The organism is Parabacteroides sp. AM58-2XD, assembly GCF_003463685.1.
Classification (GTDB): domain Bacteria; phylum Bacteroidota; class Bacteroidia; order Bacteroidales; family Tannerellaceae; genus Parabacteroides; species Parabacteroides segnis.
The window spans coordinates 1-24,440 of record NZ_QSDP01000098.1; the positions used below are offsets into that span (position 1 = coordinate 1).

The following is a 24,440-nucleotide window of genomic DNA, read 5'->3' on the forward strand; positions in this document are numbered from 1 at the left end:
TCCGGTCTGAAACCGAACAGAACTTTTAATACTAAACTTATCAAAGAACTCTTTGGCATAGTGGCAGAAGCCGCTTAGCCGATATGTTGAATTTTTAACGGACTATTAATACTATACTACATCCTTAAACATAATAGTGTGGGAATTTAAGCTTCAAAGGAACGATAAGCGGCGCTATAAGATAACAATGGTGACGCTGAATAACACCTCAGCATCACCATCATAATTCACTCTTTTATAACGACATAAGCATCCGAAGTATAGCGAGTGACACCACATCTCAAGAAACTTTATTTGTAACTACTCTTTGGGTATGAACATACTGATCCCTATCGGGTAATGATCGGAAAGATAATCGTTGTCCGGACCGTTATAAATCTGTGCATCTACGCAATCAGGACGCAGGTTGTCGGTTACAAATATGAAATCGATTCGCTCCTGCTGACGGCGCAGCGCCTCTCCTTTCGGTGAACTGGTTAATATACGGGTAGGGTAAGAATAACGTTGGTTATCAGGAGTGAACATATAACAAATGTCATGCAACGAAGCTGCCATAAAAGTAGAAATCACAGCATAATTCTTCAGATGTTCATCCGTCCATGAGGCATCGAAAGGAGAATGGGCATTCATATCACCCATCAACAGGCAATTGGTTAACTGATTTTTATTGATGTAATCGATAATATTATCGGCTTCCTTTTTGCGTTTTAACCGATCATGAGGATTCAAATGCGTCACCAGGAAATCCATATTCAGGACTTTGCAATGTAACAGCCATGGCCGTAACCATCAATCTTTCTGTCGACAACCTTGATAGGCGTTTTCGAAGTGAGCCCGACCGGATAGCCGTTTTCCTTTACGATTGCGGCATAAGGGTGACCATAAGAAGCTGCCAGTTCTTTCAGTTTCGCCTCGGTGAAGCCACAAAGTTCGTTCAAGGCCAGTACATCGGGGGATTGTTCTTTGACCCAGGCGGTAAAACGGGCGATACGATCCTTATCCGAACCGTTGCTGAAACCATCCATGATGTTGTAGGAGATGATCTTTATCTTTTGACGGTCGGTGCGCCAGTCACGTTCATAGGTACTTGAAGTCTGAGCATTCAGACCGGAAATAAAGAATAATGCAAAAAGGAAGAGAATACATTTGTTATTAGATAACTGCTTCATTGTTATTTCTGATATTAGATTAATACTATGTTATTTAGAGAAGTGCCCCCAAAGTGCTATTTTTAAGTGTTTACCACCGACACTTCCTTGAATGCATAGCGCCTCACTTCTCCGTTATCCGTTTTCAGAATCAGGTGTCCTGTGGGTTCTATTCCCTGGATACAAGCCTGGAAGACGCCTTGTTCATCTTGATAAGGATGGAAACCGTTACCACGATACAAGGCTGCCATATAAGCACTCCGAATCTCTTCCTCCTTTTCCTGAAGCAGACCGAGGTAGCGGTCGTAAAGACGTTTCAGGAAACTGTTCAGGATTTCCTCCCGGTCATATTCCCGACCCGTTATCTGTACCAGTGAAATAGGGTTCAAAGCATCACTCAGAAACTCCCGCTGGTTTATATTAATACCGATACCTATCACGGAACAATACAGGGAATGCCCTGTCAAGTCGTTCTCGATCAGCATGCCGCATATCTTCTTGTCGCGCCAGTAAATGTCGTTCGGCCACTTCACCGTTATACCGTCCACATAAGCATCAAGCGTTTCCTTTACGCTCAGTGCGGCTATCTGAGAGATCAGGAACTGACGGTTAGCCGGAAGAAAATCCGGATACAGGATAACGCTAAACATCAGATTCTTTCCCGGTTCCGACTCCCAGGTGTTACCGACCTGACCCCGTCCGGCTGTCTGGTATTCTGTAACAACGATACTCCCTTCCGGTAAGGGTTCTTTTCCTACCAGTCCGCGGAGATAATTATTTGTAGAGGTTGTTTCTTCGAGCCGGATAATACGCGGCTGTTCATTTTCTTCATTCATCGTATGCTTCTCTTATTTTCTTCGGTAGTTTGGCTATCACCTCACGATAGGAATGACGAATCCAGTGGCGGATATCGTCGTCGGACATGTCGCGTTCCAGATAAACCCCGTTCCAGTATTTCTTATTAAAATGATAAGCTCCCTCGACTGCCGCATAACGGTCGCGCAATTCTTCCGTATAGTCGGGATTACATTTCAAGGCTATATACGGCTCCTCTGCGTCCAGGGGCAAAAGGGCATACATTTTGTTCTCCACTTTAAAGACGAGCGAGACATCATCGAAAGGAAAACACTCGGTAGCGTTTTTCAACGACAAACAATATTCACGGGCTTCTTCTATATTCATACGTTTTCTCTGTTTTCTTTTTTATCGGGACGGGGCGTAGAAAGCATCGTCTATATGCTCGATCCGGAAACCATCTTTCCCTTTCACCAAGGTGATGATGTCGAAACGGACCGGCAAATCCAGGTTAAAATAACGGACATAGGCATCTGCCGCCGCTACAATACGCCTGATCTTTTTGTTATCGACAGCTTCTTCGGGCGAAAGGAGATAATCTTCCGAGCGGGTTTTCACCTCTACGACAACCAGTTCCTCCTCCTGGACGGCAACAATATCCAGTTCGTAATGATGCCATCTCCAGTTGGTATGCAAAATCGTGTAGCCCTGACGGATCAGATAATCGCGTGCCCTTGCTTCACCATCCCTGCCTAAATCGTTTTGTTCAGCCATCTTATTAATTTGCACAAATATACTGTTTTTCTTTTTTATTTGGGCTTTCACTTGTACATTTGCACAATATGGCATTAAAACGGAAATATTCACCACCCCAACCCAATCGCCCGAGTGCATAAGGTTACTTTTATGCTCAACGATGAAGAGCAGAAGGCTGTCGACCGCTATCTTGCCAGATATAATATCGAAAACAAATCCCGCTGGTACCGGGAAACAATCCTTTCACATATACTCAAGACACTGGAGGAGGATTATCCTACCCTCTTCAAGGAAACAGAAATGAGAAGATGAATCCATTTAACGACGAATATTTTATGAAACAGGCGTTGGTGGAGGCACGTGCTGCCGCCGACGAAAGAGAAGTGCCCGTAGGGGCCGTTGTTGTATGTAACAATCAGATTATTGCCCGAGCCCATAATCAGACGGAGCGGCTGAACGACCCGACCGCCCATGCGGAGATGTTGGCCATTACGGCAGCCGTAGGCGTACTGGGTGCCAAGTATCTGACTAATTGCAGTCTTTATGTAACGGTAGAACCCTGTATCATGTGTGCCGGAGCCATCGGATGGTCCCAACTCAGCACCATCGTATATGGGGCAAGCGACGAGAAAAGAGGCTTTCAGCAATATGCGCCGAAGGCTTTCCATCCCAAAGCGATAGTAAAAAAGGGAGTAATGGAGAAAGAGTGTGCGGAAGAGATGCAGAAATTCTTTAAATCACGCAGATAAGAACAAATCAGGCACAAATTACGTGGCTTTCATAACCGTGTAATCTGTTCCTGAATAAATTGTATATACTTATTTTACTTCTTCGAAATCGACATATTCGCCTTCGTCCTTAGTAAAGATCTTCTTGCGATTGGCGGCCGCATAATCTTCCTCAGCGGTATTATGCGACTGACGTTGTCCACCGGAGTAACTACTTGTCTGACGACGCTGTTCCCCTTTCTTTGCATTGCTGCTTCCGCTACCAAACAACATATTCTTAAATGTACGCAGGATAGAGAAACCCATCAGGAATACTAACAGGATGAAGAAGAAAAACATTACAAACAAAAACTTAAACATAATATTATTCGTTACTTAGTTGGTTTATAAGAGAAACACATAGACCAGACCTCTTGTTTATTGTCTTTTGTTAAAAATAGACAAGAGGATATAGAGAAGAATTGTTCCCGCTATACCAAGCATACCGAAAAAGGCAACGAACAGGACTGCGCAACCCACTAATATATAGCGTCTTTCATTACCTTTCCATGCAACCGACTTGATCTTTAACGAGAACATAGGGATCTCAGACACAAGCAATAAGGAGGTAGCCAACGCCACCACCAGCGTAACCACAATAAATAAGACATTATTCGCCTGGCTCAAAGGGGACAATGAATATCCGACCGAAGCCCAGAATAACGCATGTGCCGGAACCGGCATACCGATAAATGAAGTTGTCTGCCGCTCATCAATATTGAATTTGGCAAGACGCAAACCGGAGAAAGCAGGAATCACGAAAGCCAGATAAGGAATATAACGTCCTATCTCGCCTAAAGGGAGGCTTGCCTGTCCCAACATCGAGAATACGATCATACCGGGTGCCACTCCGAAACTCACCATATCCGACAATGAGTCCAACTCTTTTCCCATCGGAGAATAAGCCTTCAGCAAACGGGCGGCAAAGCCGTCGAGAAAATCGAACACGGCAGCAATGATGATCCATATGGCAGCCCACAAATAATTATCCTGCAAAGCCATCACAGTGGCGATGCATCCTGATACAAGACTCAAACAAGTGATTGTATTGGGAATATGCTTTCTTATATTCATTATTTCGTATATTTTCCGGATTCTATTCGCACGGGCATTTGCTTAACCGTGCAATCGGTGTCTGGTTACCGGTCACCTTCTGATCCATCTCAATCAAGACTTCGGTTCCCACCGGCAAATAAACATCTACACGCGACCCGAATTTGATAAAACCCATCTGTTCATCCACGTGACATTTTTCTCCAACCTTGGCATACGTAACAATACGCCGGGCAAGTGCTCCCGCAATCTGGCGTGCCAGTACATCCACCCCATTCTTGGTTGTGATAACAACGGCCGAACGTTCGTTCTCGGTACTGCTCTTCGGCAAATAGGCCGCCATGAACCGTCCGTTATTATGAGAGACATGTTTCACGGTGCCGTTTACCGGAAACCAGTTGGCATGTACGTTAAACACAGACATAAAGATAGATATCTGCAAACATTTCCGGTGAAGGATCTCGTTTTCCATCACTTCCTCGATCGCTACGATCGTACCGTCGGCCGGTGCAATCACCAGACCTTCAGAGTCGTAAGGGAAACGACGAAACGGACTGCGGAAGAAATTCAGGATCAGCAGGAAAAGAATAGTCGAAACTGTCGCAACAGAATAGAACAGCACTCCCTTACCTACGGTATGGTATAATGCGACATTTACGACAAATAAAACCGTAAATAACGTAAGTAGCAGGCCTGTTCCTTCTTTATGTACTTTCATCCTTCTTCTTAAACTGCGTTTTTATTACAATTTGCAAAAGTATTCATTTTTACGGAATAACAAAACAAATAAGATGACAAATCAGTTGACTGCGGACAGATGCGAAGCCGGACTGTCAACCGGGAGTCATCAACTGTCTACAGATTCGATAGTTCCCAGTTCCACATACCACAGGTAACCCTCTACTTTTTCATATCCCATCTGCCGGATCAGTTTCATATAATTCTTCACCTGGTTATGATATCTCTTATCCTGAATTTCACCGAATTTATAGTCGATCACCACGACTTTATCTTCCGATATCATGACCCGGTCGGGACGTTTGGACAGTCCTTTTCCGAAAAGGATATCGACTTCATTCAGCACACGGGCCGTCCCGTCATACCAAGGATGCACTTCCGGCATTTCCAGCAATTCTTCCAGCCGGACAATCAACGACTCTGCTTCATCCTTATTGATGACACCGGCCAAACGATAGCTTTCGACGGCTGCGGGGATATCTTTTTGTGTCCGTATCTGACTGAGCACCTCGTGCATCAGGGCACCGTGTTTACGGCGGGCATTATCAAAGAAAAAGCCTTTGCCATGCAGACGAAGCTGTAAACGGTCGTCGGGGGAAATAGAGTTGATACGAGCCATCGCGATCTCCTCGGGACTGTGTCCATCCTGCTTTGCTGCTGCGGGATGCCACCAACTACCCAGTTCAAAGATCCCTTCTTTCGTATCAAAAGAAGAAGGCAATGAAACAAGCGTGTCTCCTTCCCGGGTATCCTTCACCTCCAGATACAAGCCAGCCCATAAAGCATCGGCCATGGAAGAGATCTTTTCAACTTCGCCGGTCTCTTCCTTTATCTTTTTCGGACGGGGAGCAAAGACGATCAGTTCATCTTTGGAGCGGGTGAAAGCGACATATAATGTATTCAGATTATCAATAAAAGCATGCAACCGCTCACGGAAATAGTCTTCCGCAAAAATGGTATTCCCCAACGACTGGCTGTAGCGGACAGGAACCAGATGCAGCCGGTTGAACGGTTTAGTTTCCGGTTTGCACCACAGGATAACCGGTTTGCTGGGCTTATGGTCTATCTCCCAGTCACCGAACGGGATAATAACGACTTTGAATCCGAGTCCTTTCGACTTATGGACGGTAAGGATACGGATGGCATTCTGCGCATCCGGGGTAGCGATTGTTTTACGGTATCCCGTCTCATCCCACCACTTCAGGAAGCGGGTCAGATCGGCACTTTCTTTTTGGGTATACTCCGATACCATATCGAGAAACGCCTGAACGAAGACCTGTTCGTTATTCTGAAATTCTCCGGAGAAAAGACGGAAAAGTCCTTCTGATATTTCATACAGTGACTGGCGGGAAAGTGCCTGCAACTCCGATGCAATCTCCGGCGGAAAAGCCAGGTCGGAAACGGCTACGGAATATGCTTCCGGAAGATTCTCGTCTTTCGTCGCTCCCTGTAAAATCCGGTAAGAGTACAAGGCTGTCTGTTCATTGATTTTATCTTCCGGATTTCTCAGATACCGTAACAGGGCAACCATAAAACGAACAGCCGGCGATCCGCTGACAAACAGGGCGTCGTCGGAGATTATGTCGTAATGATAACGGTCGGAAGGGTTTGCCTCCTTATAGGAAAGCAGCTTTTCAGCCACCATCGCCCCTTCCATATTGGTACGGACCAAAATGGCGATATCCTTCAGGGCATAACCGTTATCCTGTAATTGTTCCACCACACCGGGCAAACGGTCCAGGGCCTCTTCTTTCCAGTCTTTATCTTCATCACCGGCAAGAAATTCTATTTTGACATGGCCGTCTTTCTGTTTGAACGGCGGCGGAACCTGTTGATAACTTTTCGTATAAGCCGACATGATCTTTGTCAGATAGGCGGCACGCTGTTCTTCACTCAGCGAAGAGGTCAGCAGGCTTTCGTTATATACGCTTTGCAAGACACCGGGGATAGCGGTAAAAAACGTATTATTAAATTCAACGATATTCCGGCAACTGCGCCAGTTTTCCTTCAATGTTTCTTCCTGTACTTCTTCCTGCGAGAAATCGGCTTGCACCTGTTCATCCAGCAATTTCCAGTCGGAGTTGCGGAAGCGGTAGATACTTTGTTTTACGTCTCCCACAATCAGATTGGCCCGGTCGTGTGCCAGGCTTTCTTCGATCAGCGGACGGAAGTTATTCCATTGCATACCGCTGGTGTCCTGAAATTCATCAATCATATAATGATCGACGTGCGTACCGGTCTTTTCGTAGATGAACGGGGCATCGCTGCCTCCGATCACTTTATTCAGCAGCTCGGTCGTATCGGCGATCAGCATGACATTCTTTTCCTCCCGATAGGAGGCTATCTGGCGGGAAACGTCGGTCAGGATACCCAGCGTATAATAATAACGAACGATTTCACGGGCCGTATTATAAGCGGTCAGATTAGAGAACAGGGCGATGATACGTTTGATACAATCATTCAACCCGTCTTCAAAAACACAACCGATGACCTGGCGCATCCCTATCGGGGTTGTTTTGGTAAAACAGCCTTCCAGATTATCGGCTAAACCGATGAAGGTGGCTGTCGGCTCTTTCATCTCGCCTTTCGCCAGACGGTCCAGCAGGGTAAGCGGAGAACGGCTTCCTCCCTTAAAATCGGCTGTACGGATAGCATACTTATTGAGTAAGGCAAGACCGCTCTCGCCCAATCGTTTCGCTTCGGCTTCTACCGAACGGATAATACCGAACAATTCATTTTTATAGTTTTCGAGTGCTTCCTTATCCTCAATATCTTTAGCCACTTCTTCACTGGAAGCCTTGTAGCTTTCCTTAAAAACTTCACGGCTCAACGACATGATATCTTTACGGAGATTCCATTCGCCTCCATTCTCTATCTTATCTTCGGCGAAACGAAGTAGCCAACCTAACAGCTCCTTGCTTTCCGGCTTTTCAAGATCCGCCAGCAGGTTATCGACAGCTGAAGTGAGCACCAGCTCCTGGTCCATTTCAATGCCATAGCCGCCCTGCAAACCTATTTCACGGGTAAAAGCACGCATAGTCTGCTGGAAGAAACGGTCGATGGTACTGATATTGAATGCCGAATAATCGTGCAGGATATCGGTTAATATCTTTTTTGCCTGTTTACGGACTTGTTCTTCGGTCAGCGCATAGGTAGCCCGCAAAGATTCCACATAATCAGACTTACGACCGGAAGAGAGGTTGTAAAGTTCCTCCACAATACGGCTTTTCATCTCATCGGTAGCCTTATTGGTAAACGTCACCGCCAGGATACGGCGATAGGCTCCCGTCCCGCCAAACAGCAAGGTCAGATATTCACCAGTCAGCTTATGGGTTTTTCCGGCTCCCGCCGAGGCTCTGTAAACAGTCAGCATAGTTTTAATTATTAATGAGAGGTTTTAAATTTGAAAAAATTGAGCTATCTGCTAATTATTGAATTGAACCAATTAGCGACGGTGTCTTCAGGCTGTAGACCTGTAACAAACTAGCCCAGGGTTCTAACCCTGGGTCCCCTTGAATCCATCTCTTTCTGAGGCACCCTGTAGGGGGGGGCGACAAGATTGAAAGGGTTGATATTTATCTTGTCCCGCCCCTACAGGGCGGAAAGACAGGAGCGGGTTTTCATAAACCCAGGGTTAGAACCCTGGGCTGGTTTGTTAAAGCCTTACAGGCTTACATTGACACCGTAAGGGCGGTTCGCGAATCGCCCCGACCAACGACACTACATTCAAACCTGACAAATATTGAATCTCCTCAAATAATCCGGCTCTTTACATAGCCTTCCTTTTGAAGGATTTCAAGTACTTTCTGACGCAAATCTCCCTGTACGATGATTTCTCCGTCCTTAGCGGAACCGCCTACCCCGCATTTTACCTTCAGGAATTTACCTAAAGCCTCCATATCCTCTGTCGTACCACGGAATCCGGTCACCAATGTAACGGCTTTACCACCCCGGTTCCGCTTGTCCAGCGAGATACGCAATTGTTGTTTCTCTTTGGGAAGTGTATCTTCTTCTACCTCATCCCCTGTATTATATTGAAAATCCGGATTGGTGGAATACATCACCCCCAAACGGTCTTTCCAGTCATTATTCTTCATAATTCATTACATTTTATTTGGTTCAAAACTACAAATTAACAGCGGGATAAGCAAAAGAACGGAGAATAATACATATCTTTGCTTGAAACAGACTGATTTTCATAACTATTTTAATTATCACACTAGTTCGTATGAAAAGACTTTTTTTCATATTATCCCTTATACTACTGATTGATCGTTCCATGTATGCCCTGCCGGACGATAAGGACGATTATATTTTAGTTATTCATTCCATCAACTTTAACGAAGTATGGACGCAAGGTATTTACGAAGCAATCAATAAGACTTTTTCCCAGGAACATATAACAGTGCTTGGCGAGGAGTTATCTATCCCTGCTATAAAAGATACGACAGATGTAAATGAGAAACTGGAAATATTACGTAATAAATACCCCACCCCTCCCAAAGTCGTTGTTTGCATAGGCGATCCGGCCTGGTTGCTCTGCCGTCCCCTTTTTGATAATGAATGGAAAAATGTACCTTCCATCATCTGCCATTCGCAGGAACTGGTCCCGATAAAAATAGAATATTTACTGAAAAGAGACCTGGAAACTATCGAACATATGGCTCTTACGGAAGATGAGATAAAAGGATACAATACAACCAGACTAATCCAGCCCCTTTTTGTAAAAGAGACCATTGAAACAATAAAGAAGCTACAGCCTGAACTGAAAAAAATAATCTTTATTTGCGACAACCGCTACATCAGTTTATATACCAAGCAGGAGCTTTCAAAAACAATACAGGCAAATTATCCCGAGTTAAAACTGGAAGTGTTGTCCACTCCAGCCCTCTCTACCGAAAATCTGCTGGACAGCTTAAGTATATATGACCAGAAAGCAGGCATCATCTATTACTCCTGGTTTGTCTTCAAGAACTCCAAAGAGAATCATTACCTGATCGATAACGTGCAAAAGATGACCAACAGTTTTTCCCTGCCACCGGTCTATCTTCTGGCAGACCTGAACATCGAGACCGGCAATTTTGCCGGTGGACATTATATCTCGGAAAATGATTTCAGCGAATCTGTTATTACCACCGTCCGGTTAATATGGCAAGGAACCGCAGCCCGGGATATCCAAACCCATATCGGAGGGGAGCCGCACACCTATCTCAATTACCAGCATCTGCTCAACCACGGCATCGAACCGTCCCGCTTTCCACCCAATGCCATTTATTACCAGCAGCCACCGACATTCTTTCAGAAATATAAAATACATCTGTTCAGTGCATTTGCAATCATTATCCTGCTGGCAACAATTGCCGTCCTGCGCTTCCGGCTTTATATCCAAAAGCTAAAACAGGAAGACGAACGTCGCGAAAAGGAAAAAGCGGAAGAGGCTAACCGGCTGAAATCTGCGTTTCTGGCAAACATGAGCCACGAAATACGCACTCCGCTCAATGCCATCGTCGGCTTCTCCAACCTGATCGCCCATTCGGAAAGTCCGGAAGACACTGCCGAATTCTGTAATATCATCGAAACTAATAACGAGCTATTGCTCCAACTGGTCAACGACATACTGGATTTATCAAAGATAGAGGCCGGCCAATTGGATTTTACCTTCTCCAACATCAATATTTCTTCGTTATTCACCACACTGGCACAGACATTCAAAAGCCGGACAAAAGAAGAAGTAATACTGGAATGTTCAACACCCGTATATCCCTGTTTTATCTACTCGGAAAAGACACGCCTGACACAGGTCATAACAAATTTTCTGACCAATGCCTGCAAATTCACTTTCAGAGGAACTATAAGAATGGGATATGAAGAAATAGAAGGCGGCCTGCGTTTTTATGTTTCCGACACCGGCAAAGGTATTTCCAAAGAAAACCTTCCGCACGTGTTCGAACGTTTTGCCAAATTCGACAATTTCATACAAGGTACAGGACTGGGATTATCTATCTGCCTGACAATTGTAAAACGTCTGAACGGAGAGATCGGAGTCGAATCGGAAGAGGGGAAAGGAAGTACCTTCTGGTTCACCATCCCCTGCGAAGTTCATCATAAAGACATTGCCATTTCTGAATCAAGACAGTAGCATAAGCGGCAATTCCTTCCTGGCGTCCGGTGAAGCCAGCTTTTCTGTGGTAGTCGCTTTGATGGATATATCCTCTGCATCTACTCCCATCACTTCAGCCAATGTCTGTTTCATCAGCGGGATATGCGGATTCAATTTCGGTTTTTCAGCTGCTATCGTTGCATCTATATTACCTAACGTATAGCCGGCATCACGAAGCAACTCCATTGTTTCATATAGTAAAACTTTACTGTCAATGCCTTCATACTCTTCAGCCGTATCAGGAAAATGATAACCGATATCGCGCATATTGGCAGCCCCCAATAAAGCATCACAAATGGCATGTATCAACACATCCGCATCGCTATGCCCTTGCAACCCCATTGAATGTTCGATTCGAATCCCTCCTAACCATAACTCACGGTCAGCGACAAACGCATGCACATCATAGCCGAAACCAACCCGTATCTTCATAATTTTCAGTTCTTAATTTTCAATCTTCAATTATCTGAACAGGTTCTTTATCCCGTCCATATCAAACGACAGTGTGAAACGAAGTGTCTGGTCCAACGGGTTACTCTGAACGGTACTTACCAGATAGGCTGCATCCAACTGGAATACACTCATGCGGAAACCGGCTCCGACAGAGAAATACTGGCGGTTACCCTTATTGGCATTCTCATAGAAATAACCTCCACGAAGGAAAAACTGCTCGTTATAGCTATACTCGGCACCGATCGAGACCATTACTTCCTGCAATTCACCCTTGAAACCGTCAGGCGAGTCACCGAAAGATTTGAAGATACCGGAGATACCGGATACATTATTATAATCTTCTTTTTTCTTATCGTATTCGGCTTTCTCTTCATCCGTATACCCTTCCTGCAAATAAGGCAGACTCGGAACCAGATATTTACTCAAATCCAGATACAAACCGATCCGGTTATAATCATCGATCGGATACAGCAAACCGGTACCCAGACGAAGTGTTGTCGGAATAAATTCATTATGTTCTCCCCCGTCATAAGAGATTTTAGTACCAATATTAGACACATTGAAACCGAAACTCCACAAACATTCACTGTTACCCAGGATCACATATTTCTCCAGATAACCCGCAATATCCGCAGCAAAGGCATTACCGGGCACGCGGCTTTCATCAGCCGGGTCGGTTCCCATATCCGAACGGATATAACGCATAGCCACAGCCATCGAAAAAGATTCAGACAATTTACGGCTATAACTTACATCGAAAGCCATTTCATAAGGGCTTACCGAATAACCCGTCTGTTCGCCGGTCAGCGGATTATAGGTACATCTCCCAACGAGAAATAACGCAAGGAAGCACCGACAGCCTGCAAATCGCTATCACCGATTTTATAGTAACCGGACAGATTCGCCAAAGCCACATCATTGACCAACTTACGCAACCAGGGAGTATATGATAAAGAAACGCCTGCCTTACTATACATAAACGCATATTTAGCAGGGTTCCAATATTGAGAGTTTATATCGGGAGTAGTCGACGCCCCGTTATCACCCATACCACCACCACGTGCATCAGGTGCAATTGATAGCGAAGGCACTGCAGTATTAACCGGAGCAAATGTATTTTTCTTCTGAGCCCACACGGATAATACAGCCAAAAGGCTGAATACTACTATAAATGTACTGATTCTTAATTCTTTTATCATACTATATCTGTTAAAAACGCGGTAAATAAAATTTACCCTACCAACATATAAACTGATTTTATATTACTTTATTGTGCGAGGATTATTAATTTCTTTGCGTCTGTTGCCTCTTTGGAGCCACCCGAGCTGATCGCCGCACGATAAATATACACCCCGGGACGAAGGCGTCCTCCCCGGTTATTCGTCAGATCCCAGGTTACCGTATAGGACTTGAACAGTTCGGAAGCGCCGGTCTCCTGATGCTTCCATTGCAGACGCCCCATCATATCGTACACCATGATACCGACTGTCAGCTGGCTTTCCGGACGATTATGGAACAAATGGAACTCCACCTGTTCACGTGCCGGACTGGGGGATGCCGTCAACTCCAACAGATAAGGCTTCAATCCCTCGACTACCTCAAATTCAAATTCATATGTCGTCGAATTGTTCTGTATATCCCAGACTTTAAACTCTGCGGTATGGATTCCCGGCGTTAAGGCAGGGATCAGGTATTTCGCGATCCCTTCTCCGTCACTTCCCGGAATCAGTTCATAATAACTGTTCAGATTAAAGCTGAACGAAGGATCACCGTCGATAATCAGCATCATATCATGACCGATGCTGCTACCCGTTATATTCACGCCACTCTTATCCCAAAGACGCGCCACAAAGAACGGGGTTGTATTGACCTGGCCACCACTGACGAATGTCGAATCGTTCAGGTATAAAGCACGGACTTCGGGCCCCTCATGATCGTCTTCCGCGTTATCATCAGTTCCCCCGACCCGATAATTCAGATAAGCACCCTGCGCCTCCAGATTATTTGTCTCATCCGATGCGTAGAGGTTCATCTTACCGAACTCATTCGAATAAGAAATATCCTTCGGCACAGTAAACGTGAAACTGAACTTTCCGGCACGAACTGAATCATTGCCGATAAAAAGTATATTCGAATAATCTGTATATTTAAATTTCGTTCCGGTCTTATTATTATCCAATGTCTCATAAGATAAGCGGCTGTCCATAACGGTCGGGTTGAGCAGACCATTAAAGCCGGTTGCAATATTTCCTCCCGGATCCAACACTTCACCTTCCACCGTTATCTTCTGCAATGCTTTAAAATCGACCGGTTCGTCCGTTACCGGATTCCCGTTTATAGCAGTCACCCGCATCCGGTACTCCGGATAAGCCAGCTTTAATGCGGGGTCGCCGATCAAAGCGAATCCCAACTTATAGCGGCTGGAACCCAATGCCCGTTTGGTTGCTTTCATCACCTCACCCAACGTTAGCCGGCGTCCGTTCTTTTTCTCGAACAAGTTACGGATCAAGTTGTCATTAATAGAAAAGTTAGGACTGGAATAAGCCACACGAGTCGTAGTAAACAAACCGATGCCACCACTTACCTTATTCAGGAACACCTGCTCGCCGGCAGAAGTAACCGGAGCATCAAAACGGCAGAAGTCACAAGTCGCCGTAATCCACACAGGCAGACGGGTATAAGTTGATTTCGTTATATCACTTTCTGTCAATACCTTTTCATCACTCCAGGATACGGTATTACCATGACCTGTATAATTGATCAGCAACAATCCGTTCTTAAGCTGTTTCTGAAGATTCGTCTTTACATCGGGATAGGTACTTAAACCTCCGGAAAAGTCCTTTTTATAAGAATCAAAATAAATCTTGTTTACCATGAACTCCGGATGACTGGAATTTATATATTCGCCCAGATCATCAGCCTGTTGAGCATGCTGTATCATGTAACCGTCCGCATTACTTCCGTCATCTGCTACAAAGCAGACGTTATTCTTCCACGATCCGGTCTCTTTATTATCCATATAGTTGATAACCTTATCCACCATATTAGTCGCCTCGGCCAATGTCCGGACAGGGAAACGTCCGATACCGATATCCACTCTGGCTGACACTAACCCCTTTCCGTTATTGCTGTCATCCAGAAAACCGAAATAGTCATCTACCACATATGATTTATCATCCAAAGATTCCTCAGTCTGATAAGTCAGCAGCATATTGTTCTTTGCCACATTCTGCCAACTTGAAGTAATGAAGCGATTATCAAACGCCCCGTCACCGAAAAGAAGCAGATATTTGGGAGCATCGGCCTCCAAAGTCTGCCGGTCATAAAACATCTTCATAAAACGACGGTAGGCTGTCGCATCCGGGGTTCCACTGGAAAATTCATTATAAATCGCATCCGGAGAAACGACCTGAACGGTCAACCCGTCGCGGGTACGATGTGCTTCGGCCAGACGTTCTGCCTGCGAAGCCAAACCTGACTGAGCGATAATAACCATATCTGTCTGCGGCAAAGCATGCAAATCCTGATTCGTCACATCACCTATCACTTCAGGGGACGGTAATGTCTGGTTTCGCTGCACCAGGGCAAATTCCCTCAACGTTCCCGCCGGAATAGAGAAAGACAATTCGCTTCCGCTCAATTCCGTTTCCATCCGTTTCGGGTTCAGCTTATCGGTCACATCAAAGACCAACGTATTCGCATTCGCATTCTGAATAACGAAACGGGAAGCGTTATTTACCGAAGCCAGGCTACGGAAAAAAGTACAGGCGCCATAGGGTTGCAGTTCACGTTTCATCTGCAAACGGATAAAGTCCAGATGTACGTTCTTATGCCCTAACTGTCCGTATCTTACATTTACTTTTACATTTGTACTTTTGTCCCCCTTCCAATCCACGACCTCATATACCGAACGTGCCATAGTATACGTTTCACTACCACCCGTACTGCTATAAGAGATACTCCTTTCCAACACTTTGTTTCCATCCACGCTCATGGTCACACTTCCGTTACCACTTGTCGGCTTGGCGATAAAGCGCAACGTGACCTTACCGTCATCATTGGTTATACCGGTTATACCGTTAAATGAGAAGTCCCTTGAAAGAGTCATATCCATCGCTTCCCCAAAAAGTTCACGTCCTGAGTTATTAACGGAAACAAGGTCTTTTTCATGCAAAAGATAATCATCATAAGTCGTCACTTTCAGAGATGCACCGGCAGCAGACGCCACAGATTCCATTTCTTTTGTACCTGTTGCATCCGTCAGGAAGTAATAACCGTAATTGGAATAAGGGTTATTGGTATGGACAAAACTTTTTAATTCCTTGTTGTCGTACGTCCAGTCGGTAACACCGCAACCATAGAACAGCAAATAATCGTCACCACGCCAGACCGGCACGGCGGGCACATCGTCTATATAAGGTTTCGAGAAATCTTCATCTAACATACAACCGCCATACCCATGCACGGAAACCTTGGCAGGATCAGAGAACCCCATTCCACGCAGGTCGGCATATGTCAGTTTATAAAATCCTCTGTCTTCAACCTGTACCTTCACCCATTTGCCGGACGACAATGCGGAACTGGCTGCATATTTGCTACCATCCGCCCAGGCAGAAGTAAAAAAGCAGATACTTATTATTAATGTATATAGTATTCGTAGCATAGTCATTCATTTCCCGTTATCTCACGTGGAAATCCAAAAGCTTCCGCTCGCCGATATAGCCCTGCAAATGATCATCGATCTTAACCGGCCCTACACCCACCGGCGTACCTGTAAAAATCAAATCTCCTATCTTCAGGGTAAAGAAACGGCTCACATAAGCGATAATCTTGTCTACCGGAAAAAGCATATCCGAGGTATTTCCCTCCTGCACTTTCTGACCGTTTATATCCAGATGGAACGGGATACTGTTGATATCCCCAACTCTGTCCAATGGCACAAACGCCCCGATAACAGCCGAATTATCAAATGCTTTACTGATCTCCCAAGGCAATCCTTTCGCACGCAACTCTCTTTGCAGATCACGGGCGGTAAAATCGATACCGACTGTTACTTCATTATAGTAACGATGTGCAAAACGTTCGGCGATGTTCTTACCCAGCCGGTCTATCTTCACGACAATCTCCGTTTCATAATGTATCTCCGATGAAAAATCGGGAATGAAAAACGGTTTTCCATCCTTCAACAGGGAGGAATCGGATTTCATAAAGATAGTAGGCTCCGATAATTCTAACGAATGATGCAGCTCTTTATTGTGTTCTGCATAATTCATTCCTACTGCTATAATCTTCATTTCAGTGATTAATTGAGTTCAAGCGATTAAACATGACAGCCAGATGGGCATACATGGAAGTATTCTGTACTACAATATGTTCCGGGACACGGATACGGAACGGGGTAAAATTCCATAAGGCTTTGATTCCCCCGGCAATGATCTGCTCGGTCACCTCCTGCGCTTTATCGACAGGCACGGTAATAACACCGATCGTCGCCCCGAATTCTTTTTGCTTAGCAGGAAAATCATCCAAATGAAATACAGGAATGCCATTGACAACCGTTCCGGCCAGTTCCTTGCGGACATCAAATCCGGCAACGATCTCCAGACCGTACTGATTCAACCCGGTGTCCTGCAATAAAGCAGCTCCCAGGCTACCAACACCAAATAAAAAGGCCTTGTGCTGCGCGGTAAAACCTAAAAAATCCTCCAACACATCCACAAGGGCACAAATATCATAGCCTACCCTGGTTTTCCCCGAAATATTTACAAACGAAAGATCTTTCGCCACCTGGCTAGGATCTACATTAATTTCTTTAGCAATCTGGGTAGATGATACAAACGTCTCTCCCTTACCTTTCATCAGTTTCAGAAAAGCAAGATACCAGGGCAATCTCCGAAGTGTCGGCTCCGGAATTTTCCAGGCTTGTTTCAAGTCATCATTAGCCATTTTCTTTACATTATTAATGTAGCCTACAAAAGTACAATTTTGTTCCTAATCCTAGGCAAAAGCATGAGTTTTTTGTTCCAAACTTATAAAAAAAAGGCAATCACTTTGCATTCAAAGGATTGCCTTTTTTTATTTCTATATTTTATTAAATTCTTTCCAGCGTAGCGACAATGAAGTCCCACACTTTTTGCACAGTCGCGATATTCACCCTTTCATCCGGTGAGTGCGGGTGCTCCAGATCCGGACCGATAGAAATCATATCCATTGTAGGATAAGATTCCTGGATGATGCCGCATTCCAGTCCGGCATGCATGACCTTTACCGAAGGTTTCTTTCCAAACAATTCCTCGTATGTCTGCTGCATTACGTTCAGAATCGGAGAATTGATGTTCGGCTGCCATCCGCCATAAGAACCGCCGTATTCCACCTTAGCTCCTGCCAAAGCAAATATACTTTCCAGGCTTGAACAAACAGAGCCTTACGGCTCTCCGATGAACTGCGGACCAATATCTTTATTTCAATCAATTCATTGGATGATTTGACAATGGCCAGGTTGGAAGAAGATTCCACCGTTCCCGGGAAATCACTCAACATACTGATCACACCATTCTGGCAACCTTCGATCGCATTGATAATATCATCCTGAATCTCTTCCGGAATCAGCGTGCCGGGCAGATCAGTCATATCGGCAACAAAGCTGATATTATTCTCAATGCCTTTATATTCCTCCCGGAACATATCCTGATAATCGCTTACCAACTCCCATAAAGCCTCTACATTATCACCGGGAATGGTAACAACGGCAAATGCCTCACGCGGAATCGCATTACGCAACGAACCGCCTTCGATAGACGACAGACGAGCTCCATAGTCGCAAACGGCCTCTTTCAGGAAACGGAATATTAATTTATTGGCATTGGCACGTCCCAGATGGATATCCACACCTGAGTGACCGCCTTTCAATCCTGTCAGGCTCAGCTTTACAGCCACATCCCCTTCAGGAATATAAGTATCTTCTTTAAACTGGATCGAAATATTCAGGTCCGCACCGCCGGCACAACCGACAAACAATTCACCTTCTTCTTCCGAATCGCAGTTAATCAATGTTTCTCCTTTCAGGAAACCGGGCTTCAAACCGAAAGCGCCATCCATTCCCTCTTCTTCATCGATCGTGAAAAGAGCTTCTATCGGTCCGTGCTTGATAGTCGTATCAGAAAGCACCGCCATAGCCAACGAAGCACCGATACCATTGTCGGCACCCAATGTCGTTTCACGGGCTGTTACCCAGTCGCCATCTATATAAGCATCAATCGGGTCAGTCAGAAAATCATGTTTCACAGAAGAATTTTTCTGGGGAACCATATCCAGGTGAGATTGCAGGATTACTGTTTTGCGGCCTTCCATTCCGGGAGTGGCCGGTTTACGGATCAGAACGTTTCCTGCTCCATCCCGCAAAGTTTCCAATCCCAATCCTTTTCCAAAAGCTTCTACAAAACGAGTGACTGCTTCCATGTGTCCTGTCGGACGGGGGATTTGTGTGAGGTCATAGAAATAACCCCAGACATGCTGCGGGGAAAGATTCTTGATTTCTGCTGACATAGACTTAATGTTTAATTTTAAAAACTCTTATTTTATACATATAGTATCTATTCTGAAACAACGGCGGGTGCCTCTTTGTTCGTAAGTGGCAGAGCCACAATGCCGAACAGGCCGCACAACACCGTCCATGCCGTCTGCACCGTATGAACCACCAGGGCAAAAGCGGCAGCATCATTTTCGTTGACACCAAAGCAAACCAGCGTAGCGATCACCATGAAATGCCAAGCACCGATTCCCGCCTGTACAGGGACGGCAACCCCGATGCTACTCATGGTAAAAGCAATCAGTCCGACCGTTATTCCCAGATCACGGGTAAAGTCGAATGCATAGAACGTTATATAGAAATAACAGAAATAGCCACCCCATATCATCAATGTCTGTGCCACGAAACGTCCTTTCTGCTTCAGCAGCCAGATGCTCTTCATTCCGTCCCATACATTCAGCAACAACGCCTTTGCTTTCTGCACCAGCGTAAAGTTACTCATATATTTGAAAACAAACCAAATTCCGACCACTAAAATTACTGCACCGACGTAAATCCATATCGAATCGAACATTTTCTGGAAACCTTCCAGCAGCGCGGGGTTCTTCGCAAAGAAGCTGACAAAGAAGTCGAAATTGAAAATAAAAATCAACAAAGTAATCGATCCCACTACGATCGTATCGCTCACACGGTCGATCAGCAAGGTTCCCAGCAACTTGGTAAACGGGATCTTATCATACTTGGTGATAATACCGCAACGCCAGACTTCACCGACACGCGGCAGCACCATATTCACGGCATAGTTTCCCAGCACGGCATAAATGATATTACTCATTTTAAAACGCTCGCCCAATGAGGAGATCAACAACCCCCAACGCAATCCGCGAACCACATTGGCAAACAGACCGAACAGTAAAGAAACCAATATAATATCATATCTTACCCCCTCACGGATGACACGCCATATCTCGGTGACATCCATATGACTATATAAAAACCAAAGCAGCAAACAGCCAAAAGCTAAGGGTAAAAATATCTTGACAAACGTTTGTAGGATACTCTTAAAATTCATTCTACGTAGGATACTTTAAATTATTTGTTGTATTTTTGTGCACCCGCAAAGATAAGCATTATATTTTAATACGAACATTTTACACCAAAGAACTGGATGAGATTAGTTAAGCCAAAGAAAGCATTAGGACAGCATTTCCTGAAGGATTTACAAATCGCTCAGCGTATTGCCGATACGTTGTCGGACTACAAAGATTTACCGGTTCTGGAGATCGGTCCCGGCATGGGAGTGCTTACCCAATACCTGCTGGAAGCGGGCCATGACCTGACCGTGGTGGAACTGGATATGGAATCGGTAGATTACCTGGAACAAAACTTTCCGGCGCTTGAAGGGCGTATCCTGGCAGAAGATTTCCTGCGGCTGGACCTTTCCAAACTTTTCCCCGGCCAGTTCTGTGTGATCGGGAATTATCCTTATAATATATCCAGCCAGATATTCTTTAAAGTCCTCGACTTTAAGGAACACGTGCCCTGCTGTTCGGGGATGATCCAGAAAGAAGTGGCAGAACGTCTGGCAGCCGGACCGGGCAGCAAGACCTACGGTATCCTCAGCGTCCTGTTGCAAGCCTGGTATACGGTAGAATATCTCTTTACTGTCAGTGAATTCGTATTCGACCCGCCTCCAAAAGTGAAAAGTGCAGTCATCCGCATGGTACGGAACGACCGGAAAGAACTGGGATGCGACGAGAAATTATTCAAAACGGTAGTCAAGACCTCTTTCAACCAACGTCGTAAGACACTCCGGAACTCGATGAAACCACTGCTGGGAAAGGATTGTCCGGACTACGCACTGCCGGTTTTCGACAAACGGCCCGAGCAGCTCTCGGTTGAACAGTTCGTCGAACTGACGTTGATTGCGGACCGGTGGCTGAAGCAGACAGGGACTATACAGAAGGAATAAAAACGGGGTTACAAACAACATGACCTATGATTGAACTGACGAAAGACTATATCGACAACCTGAAAAGTATCATCGCAGAAAAAGATGATGCCAAAGCACAGGCTTTGCTTCACGATTTATATCCGGCAGATATTGCCGAACTATACCAGGAGTTGAATCTTGGGGAAGCAATCTATCTGTATTTGCTGATGGACGGCGACAAGGCCGCCGACGTCCTGATGGAACTGGATGAAGAGGACCGTCATAAATTACTGAAAGAACTACCCAACGAACTGATCGCCAAACGCTTCGTCGACAATATGGAAACCGACGACGCGGTAGACCTGATGCGTGAGTTGGACGAAGATACACAGGAAGAGATTCTTTCGCATATTGAAGACGTCGAACAGGCCGGCGACATCGTCGACCTGCTGAAATATGATGAAGATACCGCCGGCGGTTTGATGGGTACGGAAATGATCGTGGTCAACGAGAACTGGAGTATGCCTCAATGTATCGATGAAATGCGCAAGCAGGCGGAAGATATGGACGAAATCTATTATGTATATGTCATAGACGACGACGAACGACTGAAAGGCGTACTTCCCCTCCAGCGGCTGATCACCAATCCGTCCGTCTCGAAGATCAAGCATGTCATGAAGAAAGATCCGATCTCGGTCCGCGAAAGCGACAGTATCGAAGAGGTTGCCGAAACGATTGAGAAATACGACCTGGTAGCCTTACCGGTAATAGACAGTATCGGTCGCCTGGTCGGCCGCATCACCATCGACGACGTAATGGATGAAGTCCGCGAACAACACGAACGTGATTACCAGTTGGCATCCGGTATCTCGCAGGACGTGGAAACTTCGGATAATGTATTTACACAGACGGCCGCCCGCCTACCCTGGTTGCTGATCGGTATGATCGGCGGACTGGCAAACTCTGTTATCCTCGGGGGGTTCGAAGGGAATCTGGCGAGTAATCCCAAAATGGCTTTGTTTATTCCTCTGATCGGTGGAACGGGAGGAAATGTCGGTATACAGTCGTCCGCTATCGTAGTACAGGGCCTGGCCAACAACTCATTGAAACAGGATAACATTCTTCCGCAGATATTGAAGGAAGGGATCGTTTCGTTGATCAATGCCAGCATCATCAGTCTGGTCGTATTCATATATAACTTCTTTATGCTGGGCGACAAAGGGATAACGGCTTCCGTCTCCCTGAGCTTGTTCGCCGTCGTTATGTTCGCCAGTATTTTCGGTACGCTTGTTCCGATGACGCTCGACCGCCTGAAAATTGATCCGGCATTGGCTACCGGACCATTTATCACCATCACGAACGACATTATCGGGATGATGATTTATATGTTCATCTCTTCGGCATTGACATAAGGGACGGTTCGGTAAGGGCGTTCGCGAACCGCCCTTACGGGGATCATCCTTGTTTCTTTCTTCCCAACAGGAATCCCAGCAGATCCATAATAAATTGCAGGATCGTTTTCACCTTGTTTGTCTTCTCGCTCATACGCTGTCATTATTAAGATTATACACTATGGGAACCAGCGACTGTGCAATGCTCTCCAGCATCTTGCAATAAGCCGCCCGGTTATCCCCGTTCACTTCACTGATATACCTGCTGTAAGCAATCTCACGGGCATACGCCCGTGAGATTGCTTACAGCTGCCGCCTGCTTATAAACCGTCGCTATCAGGCGGGCAAAATCCAGGAAACTATTTTCAGGACTGTTGTAACGGCGAAACAGCAGACCGTCCGGCTTATCCAGATCAGTCTTGCCGCCATGCCAGTAAGCATTGGCAACACCATACCCCGTCAGTCCGAAAAAGTTATTGTAGCAGGTAGCCAGGGAACTCTCCCCCCAGCCGGTTTCAATAGCAGACTGAGCCAGGATCACCACCGGGTTCAATCCGTACAACTCACCCGCCATACGTGCGGCGGGGAGGTACTTGCGGGTAAATGAATACTTATCCATACACACAGGTTACAGAGATCATTCAATTTCAGGACGATCACTTCCACCACCTGGTGTGGCAGGTTTCGACTCTTCGAGCTTGAAACGCTCGCTCTTAGCCGTCAGGATCAACTCACGCAACTTAGGACCGGGACGGAAGCGAAGGCGGGCGCGATACAACATATTCGAAGAGAACTCCTCAGTAGTCACACTCCCCGAACTGGTCTGCAACAACTGGAAGGTACCCAGCTCGCCACACTGCACCACCTCCCCGCGGGCCAGGAACAGGAGCAGGAATTTGATCACACGGTCTATCACCACCTTCACATCACCGCTCGAAGCAGTAGAACTCTCTGCCACAATTTCGCACAACTCATCGAAGGAACACGTCCCCGTCGCCCGGGTCTGCGCATAGTAGAGTTTCTCTTTCCCTACCTCTACATTTTTACTAAGGTTCTTCCTTTGAACCAAATGAAACTGCAATGCCATACTTTATTGTTTTTAGTTGATTATTAATTACATATCAAAGATACGGCAAGCGCTACCCACTTTGTAGACAGCGGTGACGTGGTGTGACGAAACGACATTTTATTTCCGATAAATATTGTAGAACCGCAAAGAAGCACGTCATCACGAAGAGCAGGATTGTTGAAAGATCTATTTTAAGTAAAATAACACGAAGAAGGTTTCCACTGGTTGGAAGCCTTTTTTTATTGAGATTTGAAAATCGGGCTTCGCGATGGAACATAGGGAATAATGTGGCAATATGCCAATTTAGAAAGATTTGAGCTATCTGCTAATTATAGGATGAGCCAGTTAGTGACGGTGTCTTCAGGCTGTAGGCCTGTAACAAACTAGCCCAGGGTTCTAACCCCGGGTTCCCTTGAATCCTTCTCTTTCTGAGGCACCCTGTAGGGGTGCGACAAGACGAAAAGAGTTGATATTTAGCTTGTTCCGCCCTTACAGGGCGGAAAGACAAGAGCGGGTTTTCATAAACCCAGGGTTAGAACCCAATGTCATCAATTTAAGGTTCATAGTGCTCTTTTGTAATTAGTTAGAGTATAGTTTTTACAATTGGGCCTTCCTTTCCTTGCTCGTGGAAACTTTCTTCCCGGTCTGA

19 protein-coding genes and 5 pseudogenes are annotated in these 24,440 nt (G+C 45.6%); 5 read left to right on the plus strand and 19 right to left on the minus strand.

What is annotated here, in order from left to right:
• Positions 1-300: 300 nt before the first annotated feature.
• The 5 genes from DXA15_RS27025 to DXA15_RS19530 all read right to left on the minus strand — a co-directional run bounded on the left by DXA15_RS27025 (position 301) and on the right by DXA15_RS19530 (position 2,717).
• Positions 301-750: an endonuclease/exonuclease/phosphatase family protein gene (locus DXA15_RS27025; RefSeq protein ID WP_233567458.1), complete on the minus strand. Its 450-nt coding sequence runs from the start codon at positions 748-750 to the stop codon at positions 301-303.
• A gap of 2 nt (positions 751-752) precedes the next feature.
• Positions 753-1,169, minus strand: a complete 417-nt coding sequence (locus DXA15_RS27030) for an endonuclease/exonuclease/phosphatase family protein (protein ID WP_233567459.1) — start codon at positions 1,167-1,169, stop codon at positions 753-755.
• Between the two features lie 62 nt (positions 1,170-1,231).
• Positions 1,232-1,984: a biotin--[acetyl-CoA-carboxylase] ligase gene (locus DXA15_RS19520; protein WP_128135152.1), complete on the minus strand. Its 753-nt coding sequence runs from the start codon at positions 1,982-1,984 to the stop codon at positions 1,232-1,234.
• Positions 1,977-2,330 (minus strand): MmcQ/YjbR family DNA-binding protein, encoded by a 354-nt coding sequence (locus DXA15_RS19525; RefSeq protein ID WP_128135153.1) that lies wholly within the window; start codon positions 2,328-2,330, stop codon positions 1,977-1,979. Before DXA15_RS19525 ends, DXA15_RS19520 begins: the two co-directional genes overlap by 8 nt.
• A 21-nt stretch (positions 2,331-2,351) precedes the next feature.
• On the minus strand, positions 2,352-2,717 hold the full coding sequence (locus tag DXA15_RS19530; protein ID WP_128135154.1) for a YraN family protein: 366 nt from the start codon (positions 2,715-2,717) through the stop codon (positions 2,352-2,354).
• A gap of 68 nt (positions 2,718-2,785) precedes the next feature.
• Between DXA15_RS19530 and DXA15_RS25580 the strand changes: the two are divergent.
• Together DXA15_RS25580 and DXA15_RS19535 are read left to right on the plus strand one after the other, a co-directional pair.
• Positions 2,786-3,011 (plus strand): annotated as a pseudogene (locus DXA15_RS25580) (hypothetical protein).
• On the plus strand, positions 3,008-3,448 hold the full coding sequence (locus DXA15_RS19535; RefSeq protein WP_128135155.1) for a nucleoside deaminase: 441 nt from the start codon (positions 3,008-3,010) through the stop codon (positions 3,446-3,448). The pseudogene DXA15_RS25580 and the gene DXA15_RS19535 overlap by 4 nt, the downstream one beginning before the upstream one ends.
• Before the next feature lie 69 nt (positions 3,449-3,517).
• Here the strand turns inward: DXA15_RS19535 and DXA15_RS19540 are convergent, their stop codons facing one another.
• The 5 genes from DXA15_RS19540 to DXA15_RS19560 all read right to left on the minus strand — a co-directional run bounded on the left by DXA15_RS19540 (position 3,518) and on the right by DXA15_RS19560 (position 9,354).
• Positions 3,518-3,787, minus strand: a complete 270-nt coding sequence (locus DXA15_RS19540; protein WP_009859952.1) for a DUF4834 family protein — start codon at positions 3,785-3,787, stop codon at positions 3,518-3,520.
• Positions 3,788-3,844: 57 nt separating this feature from the next.
• Positions 3,845-4,540, minus strand: a complete 696-nt coding sequence (gene pssA / locus DXA15_RS19545; RefSeq protein WP_009859953.1) for a CDP-diacylglycerol--serine O-phosphatidyltransferase — start codon at positions 4,538-4,540, stop codon at positions 3,845-3,847.
• 22 nt (positions 4,541-4,562) lie between these two features.
• A complete protein-coding gene (locus tag DXA15_RS19550; protein WP_009859954.1) occupies positions 4,563-5,237 on the minus strand; it encodes a phosphatidylserine decarboxylase family protein in 675 nt (224 codons plus the stop codon).
• 129 nt (positions 5,238-5,366) lie between these two features.
• Complete coding sequence (locus DXA15_RS19555) at positions 5,367-8,630, minus strand: exodeoxyribonuclease V subunit beta (protein ID WP_128135156.1); 3,264 nt, start codon at positions 8,628-8,630, stop codon at positions 5,367-5,369.
• Between the two features lie 379 nt (positions 8,631-9,009).
• Positions 9,010-9,354, minus strand: a complete 345-nt coding sequence (locus DXA15_RS19560) for a translation initiation factor (RefSeq protein ID WP_046146108.1) — start codon at positions 9,352-9,354, stop codon at positions 9,010-9,012.
• 131 nt (positions 9,355-9,485) lie between these two features.
• On the opposite strand from DXA15_RS19560, the gene DXA15_RS19565 reads away from it, so the two are divergent.
• Entirely contained in the window at positions 9,486-11,396 is a 1,911-nt protein-coding gene (locus tag DXA15_RS19565) for a HAMP domain-containing sensor histidine kinase (RefSeq protein WP_128135157.1), read from the plus strand.
• On the opposite strand, the pseudogene ispF reads toward DXA15_RS19565, so the two are convergent.
• The 7 genes and pseudogenes from ispF to DXA15_RS19600 all read right to left on the minus strand — a co-directional run bounded on the left by ispF (position 11,338) and on the right by DXA15_RS19600 (position 20,470).
• Positions 11,338-11,849 (minus strand): annotated as a pseudogene (gene ispF / locus DXA15_RS19570) (2-C-methyl-D-erythritol 2,4-cyclodiphosphate synthase). The gene DXA15_RS19565 and the pseudogene ispF overlap by 59 nt on opposite strands.
• A gap of 30 nt (positions 11,850-11,879) precedes the next feature.
• Positions 11,880-13,069, minus strand: a pseudogene (gene porV / locus DXA15_RS19575) (type IX secretion system outer membrane channel protein PorV).
• Between the two features lie 68 nt (positions 13,070-13,137).
• Positions 13,138-16,533 carry a type IX secretion system sortase PorU gene (porU, locus tag DXA15_RS19580; protein WP_199676392.1) on the minus strand — a complete coding sequence of 1,132 codons (3,396 nt, stop codon included), beginning with the start codon at positions 16,531-16,533 and terminating at the stop codon, positions 13,138-13,140.
• A 16-nt stretch (positions 16,534-16,549) separates the two neighbouring features.
• A complete protein-coding gene (locus DXA15_RS19585; protein WP_128135159.1) occupies positions 16,550-17,164 on the minus strand; it encodes a fumarylacetoacetate hydrolase family protein in 615 nt (204 codons plus the stop codon).
• 1 nt (position 17,165) lies between these two features.
• Entirely contained in the window at positions 17,166-17,816 is a 651-nt protein-coding gene (locus DXA15_RS19590; RefSeq protein ID WP_046146104.1) for a redox-sensing transcriptional repressor Rex, read from the minus strand.
• 145 nt (positions 17,817-17,961) lie between these two features.
• Positions 17,962-19,415: pseudogene (locus DXA15_RS19595) on the minus strand (aminoacyl-histidine dipeptidase).
• A gap of 47 nt (positions 19,416-19,462) precedes the next feature.
• Positions 19,463-20,470, minus strand: coding sequence for a lysylphosphatidylglycerol synthase transmembrane domain-containing protein (locus DXA15_RS19600; protein WP_128135160.1), 1,008 nt, complete (start codon positions 20,468-20,470; stop codon positions 19,463-19,465).
• Positions 20,471-20,566: 96 nt separating this feature from the next.
• Between DXA15_RS19600 and rsmA the strand changes: the two genes are divergently transcribed.
• Both rsmA and mgtE read left to right on the plus strand, forming a co-directional pair.
• Positions 20,567-21,370, plus strand: a complete 804-nt coding sequence (rsmA, locus tag DXA15_RS19605; RefSeq protein WP_010800833.1) for a 16S rRNA (adenine(1518)-N(6)/adenine(1519)-N(6))-dimethyltransferase RsmA — start codon at positions 20,567-20,569, stop codon at positions 21,368-21,370.
• Between the two features lie 26 nt (positions 21,371-21,396).
• Complete coding sequence (gene mgtE / locus DXA15_RS19610; protein ID WP_128135161.1) at positions 21,397-22,743, plus strand: magnesium transporter; 1,347 nt, start codon at positions 21,397-21,399, stop codon at positions 22,741-22,743.
• Between the two features lie 129 nt (positions 22,744-22,872).
• On the opposite strand, the pseudogene DXA15_RS19615 reads toward mgtE, so the two are convergent.
• Positions 22,873-23,341 (minus strand): annotated as a pseudogene (locus DXA15_RS19615) (glucosaminidase domain-containing protein).
• 18 nt (positions 23,342-23,359) lie between these two features.
• Positions 23,360-23,809 (minus strand): HU family DNA-binding protein, encoded by a 450-nt coding sequence (locus DXA15_RS19620; protein WP_128135162.1) that lies wholly within the window; start codon positions 23,807-23,809, stop codon positions 23,360-23,362.
• Between the last annotated feature and the right edge of the window lie 631 nt (positions 23,810-24,440).

Coding starts and splice junctions, on each gene's coding strand:
- DXA15_RS27030 (WP_233567459.1), bottom strand. CDS start 1,169: ATGAAGCAGTTATCTAATAACAAATGTATTCTCTTCCTTTTTGCATTA.
- DXA15_RS19540 (WP_009859952.1), bottom strand. CDS start 3,787: ATGTTTAAGTTTTTGTTTGTAATGTTTTTCTTCTTCATCCTGTTAGTA.
- rsmA (WP_010800833.1), top strand. CDS start 20,567: ATGAGATTAGTTAAGCCAAAGAAAGCATTAGGACAGCATTTCCTGAAG.
- DXA15_RS19535 (WP_128135155.1), top strand. CDS start 3,008: ATGAATCCATTTAACGACGAATATTTTATGAAACAGGCGTTGGTGGAG.
- DXA15_RS19560 (WP_046146108.1), bottom strand. CDS start 9,354: ATGAAGAATAATGACTGGAAAGACCGTTTGGGGGTGATGTATTCCACC.
- DXA15_RS19620 (WP_128135162.1), bottom strand. CDS start 23,809: ATGGCATTGCAGTTTCATTTGGTTCAAAGGAAGAACCTTAGTAAAAAT.
- DXA15_RS19565 (WP_128135157.1), top strand. CDS start 9,486: ATGAAAAGACTTTTTTTCATATTATCCCTTATACTACTGATTGATCGT.
- DXA15_RS19600 (WP_128135160.1), bottom strand. CDS start 20,470: ATGAATTTTAAGAGTATCCTACAAACGTTTGTCAAGATATTTTTACCC.
- DXA15_RS19585 (WP_128135159.1), bottom strand. CDS start 17,164: ATGAAGATTATAGCAGTAGGAATGAATTATGCAGAACACAATAAAGAG.
- DXA15_RS19525 (WP_128135153.1), bottom strand. CDS start 2,330: ATGAATATAGAAGAAGCCCGTGAATATTGTTTGTCGTTGAAAAACGCT.
- DXA15_RS19590 (WP_046146104.1), bottom strand. CDS start 17,816: ATGGCTAATGATGACTTGAAACAAGCCTGGAAAATTCCGGAGCCGACA.
- pssA (WP_009859953.1), bottom strand. CDS start 4,540: ATGAATATAAGAAAGCATATTCCCAATACAATCACTTGTTTGAGTCTT.
- DXA15_RS19555 (WP_128135156.1), bottom strand. CDS start 8,630: ATGCTGACTGTTTACAGAGCCTCGGCGGGAGCCGGAAAAACCCATAAG.
- DXA15_RS27025 (WP_233567458.1), bottom strand. CDS start 750: ATGGATTTCCTGGTGACGCATTTGAATCCTCATGATCGGTTAAAACGC.
- DXA15_RS19550 (WP_009859954.1), bottom strand. CDS start 5,237: ATGAAAGTACATAAAGAAGGAACAGGCCTGCTACTTACGTTATTTACG.
- porU (WP_199676392.1), bottom strand. CDS start 16,533: ATGCTACGAATACTATATACATTAATAATAAGTATCTGCTTTTTTACT.
- DXA15_RS19520 (WP_128135152.1), bottom strand. CDS start 1,984: ATGAATGAAGAAAATGAACAGCCGCGTATTATCCGGCTCGAAGAAACA.
- mgtE (WP_128135161.1), top strand. CDS start 21,397: ATGATTGAACTGACGAAAGACTATATCGACAACCTGAAAAGTATCATC.
- DXA15_RS19530 (WP_128135154.1), bottom strand. CDS start 2,717: ATGGCTGAACAAAACGATTTAGGCAGGGATGGTGAAGCAAGGGCACGC.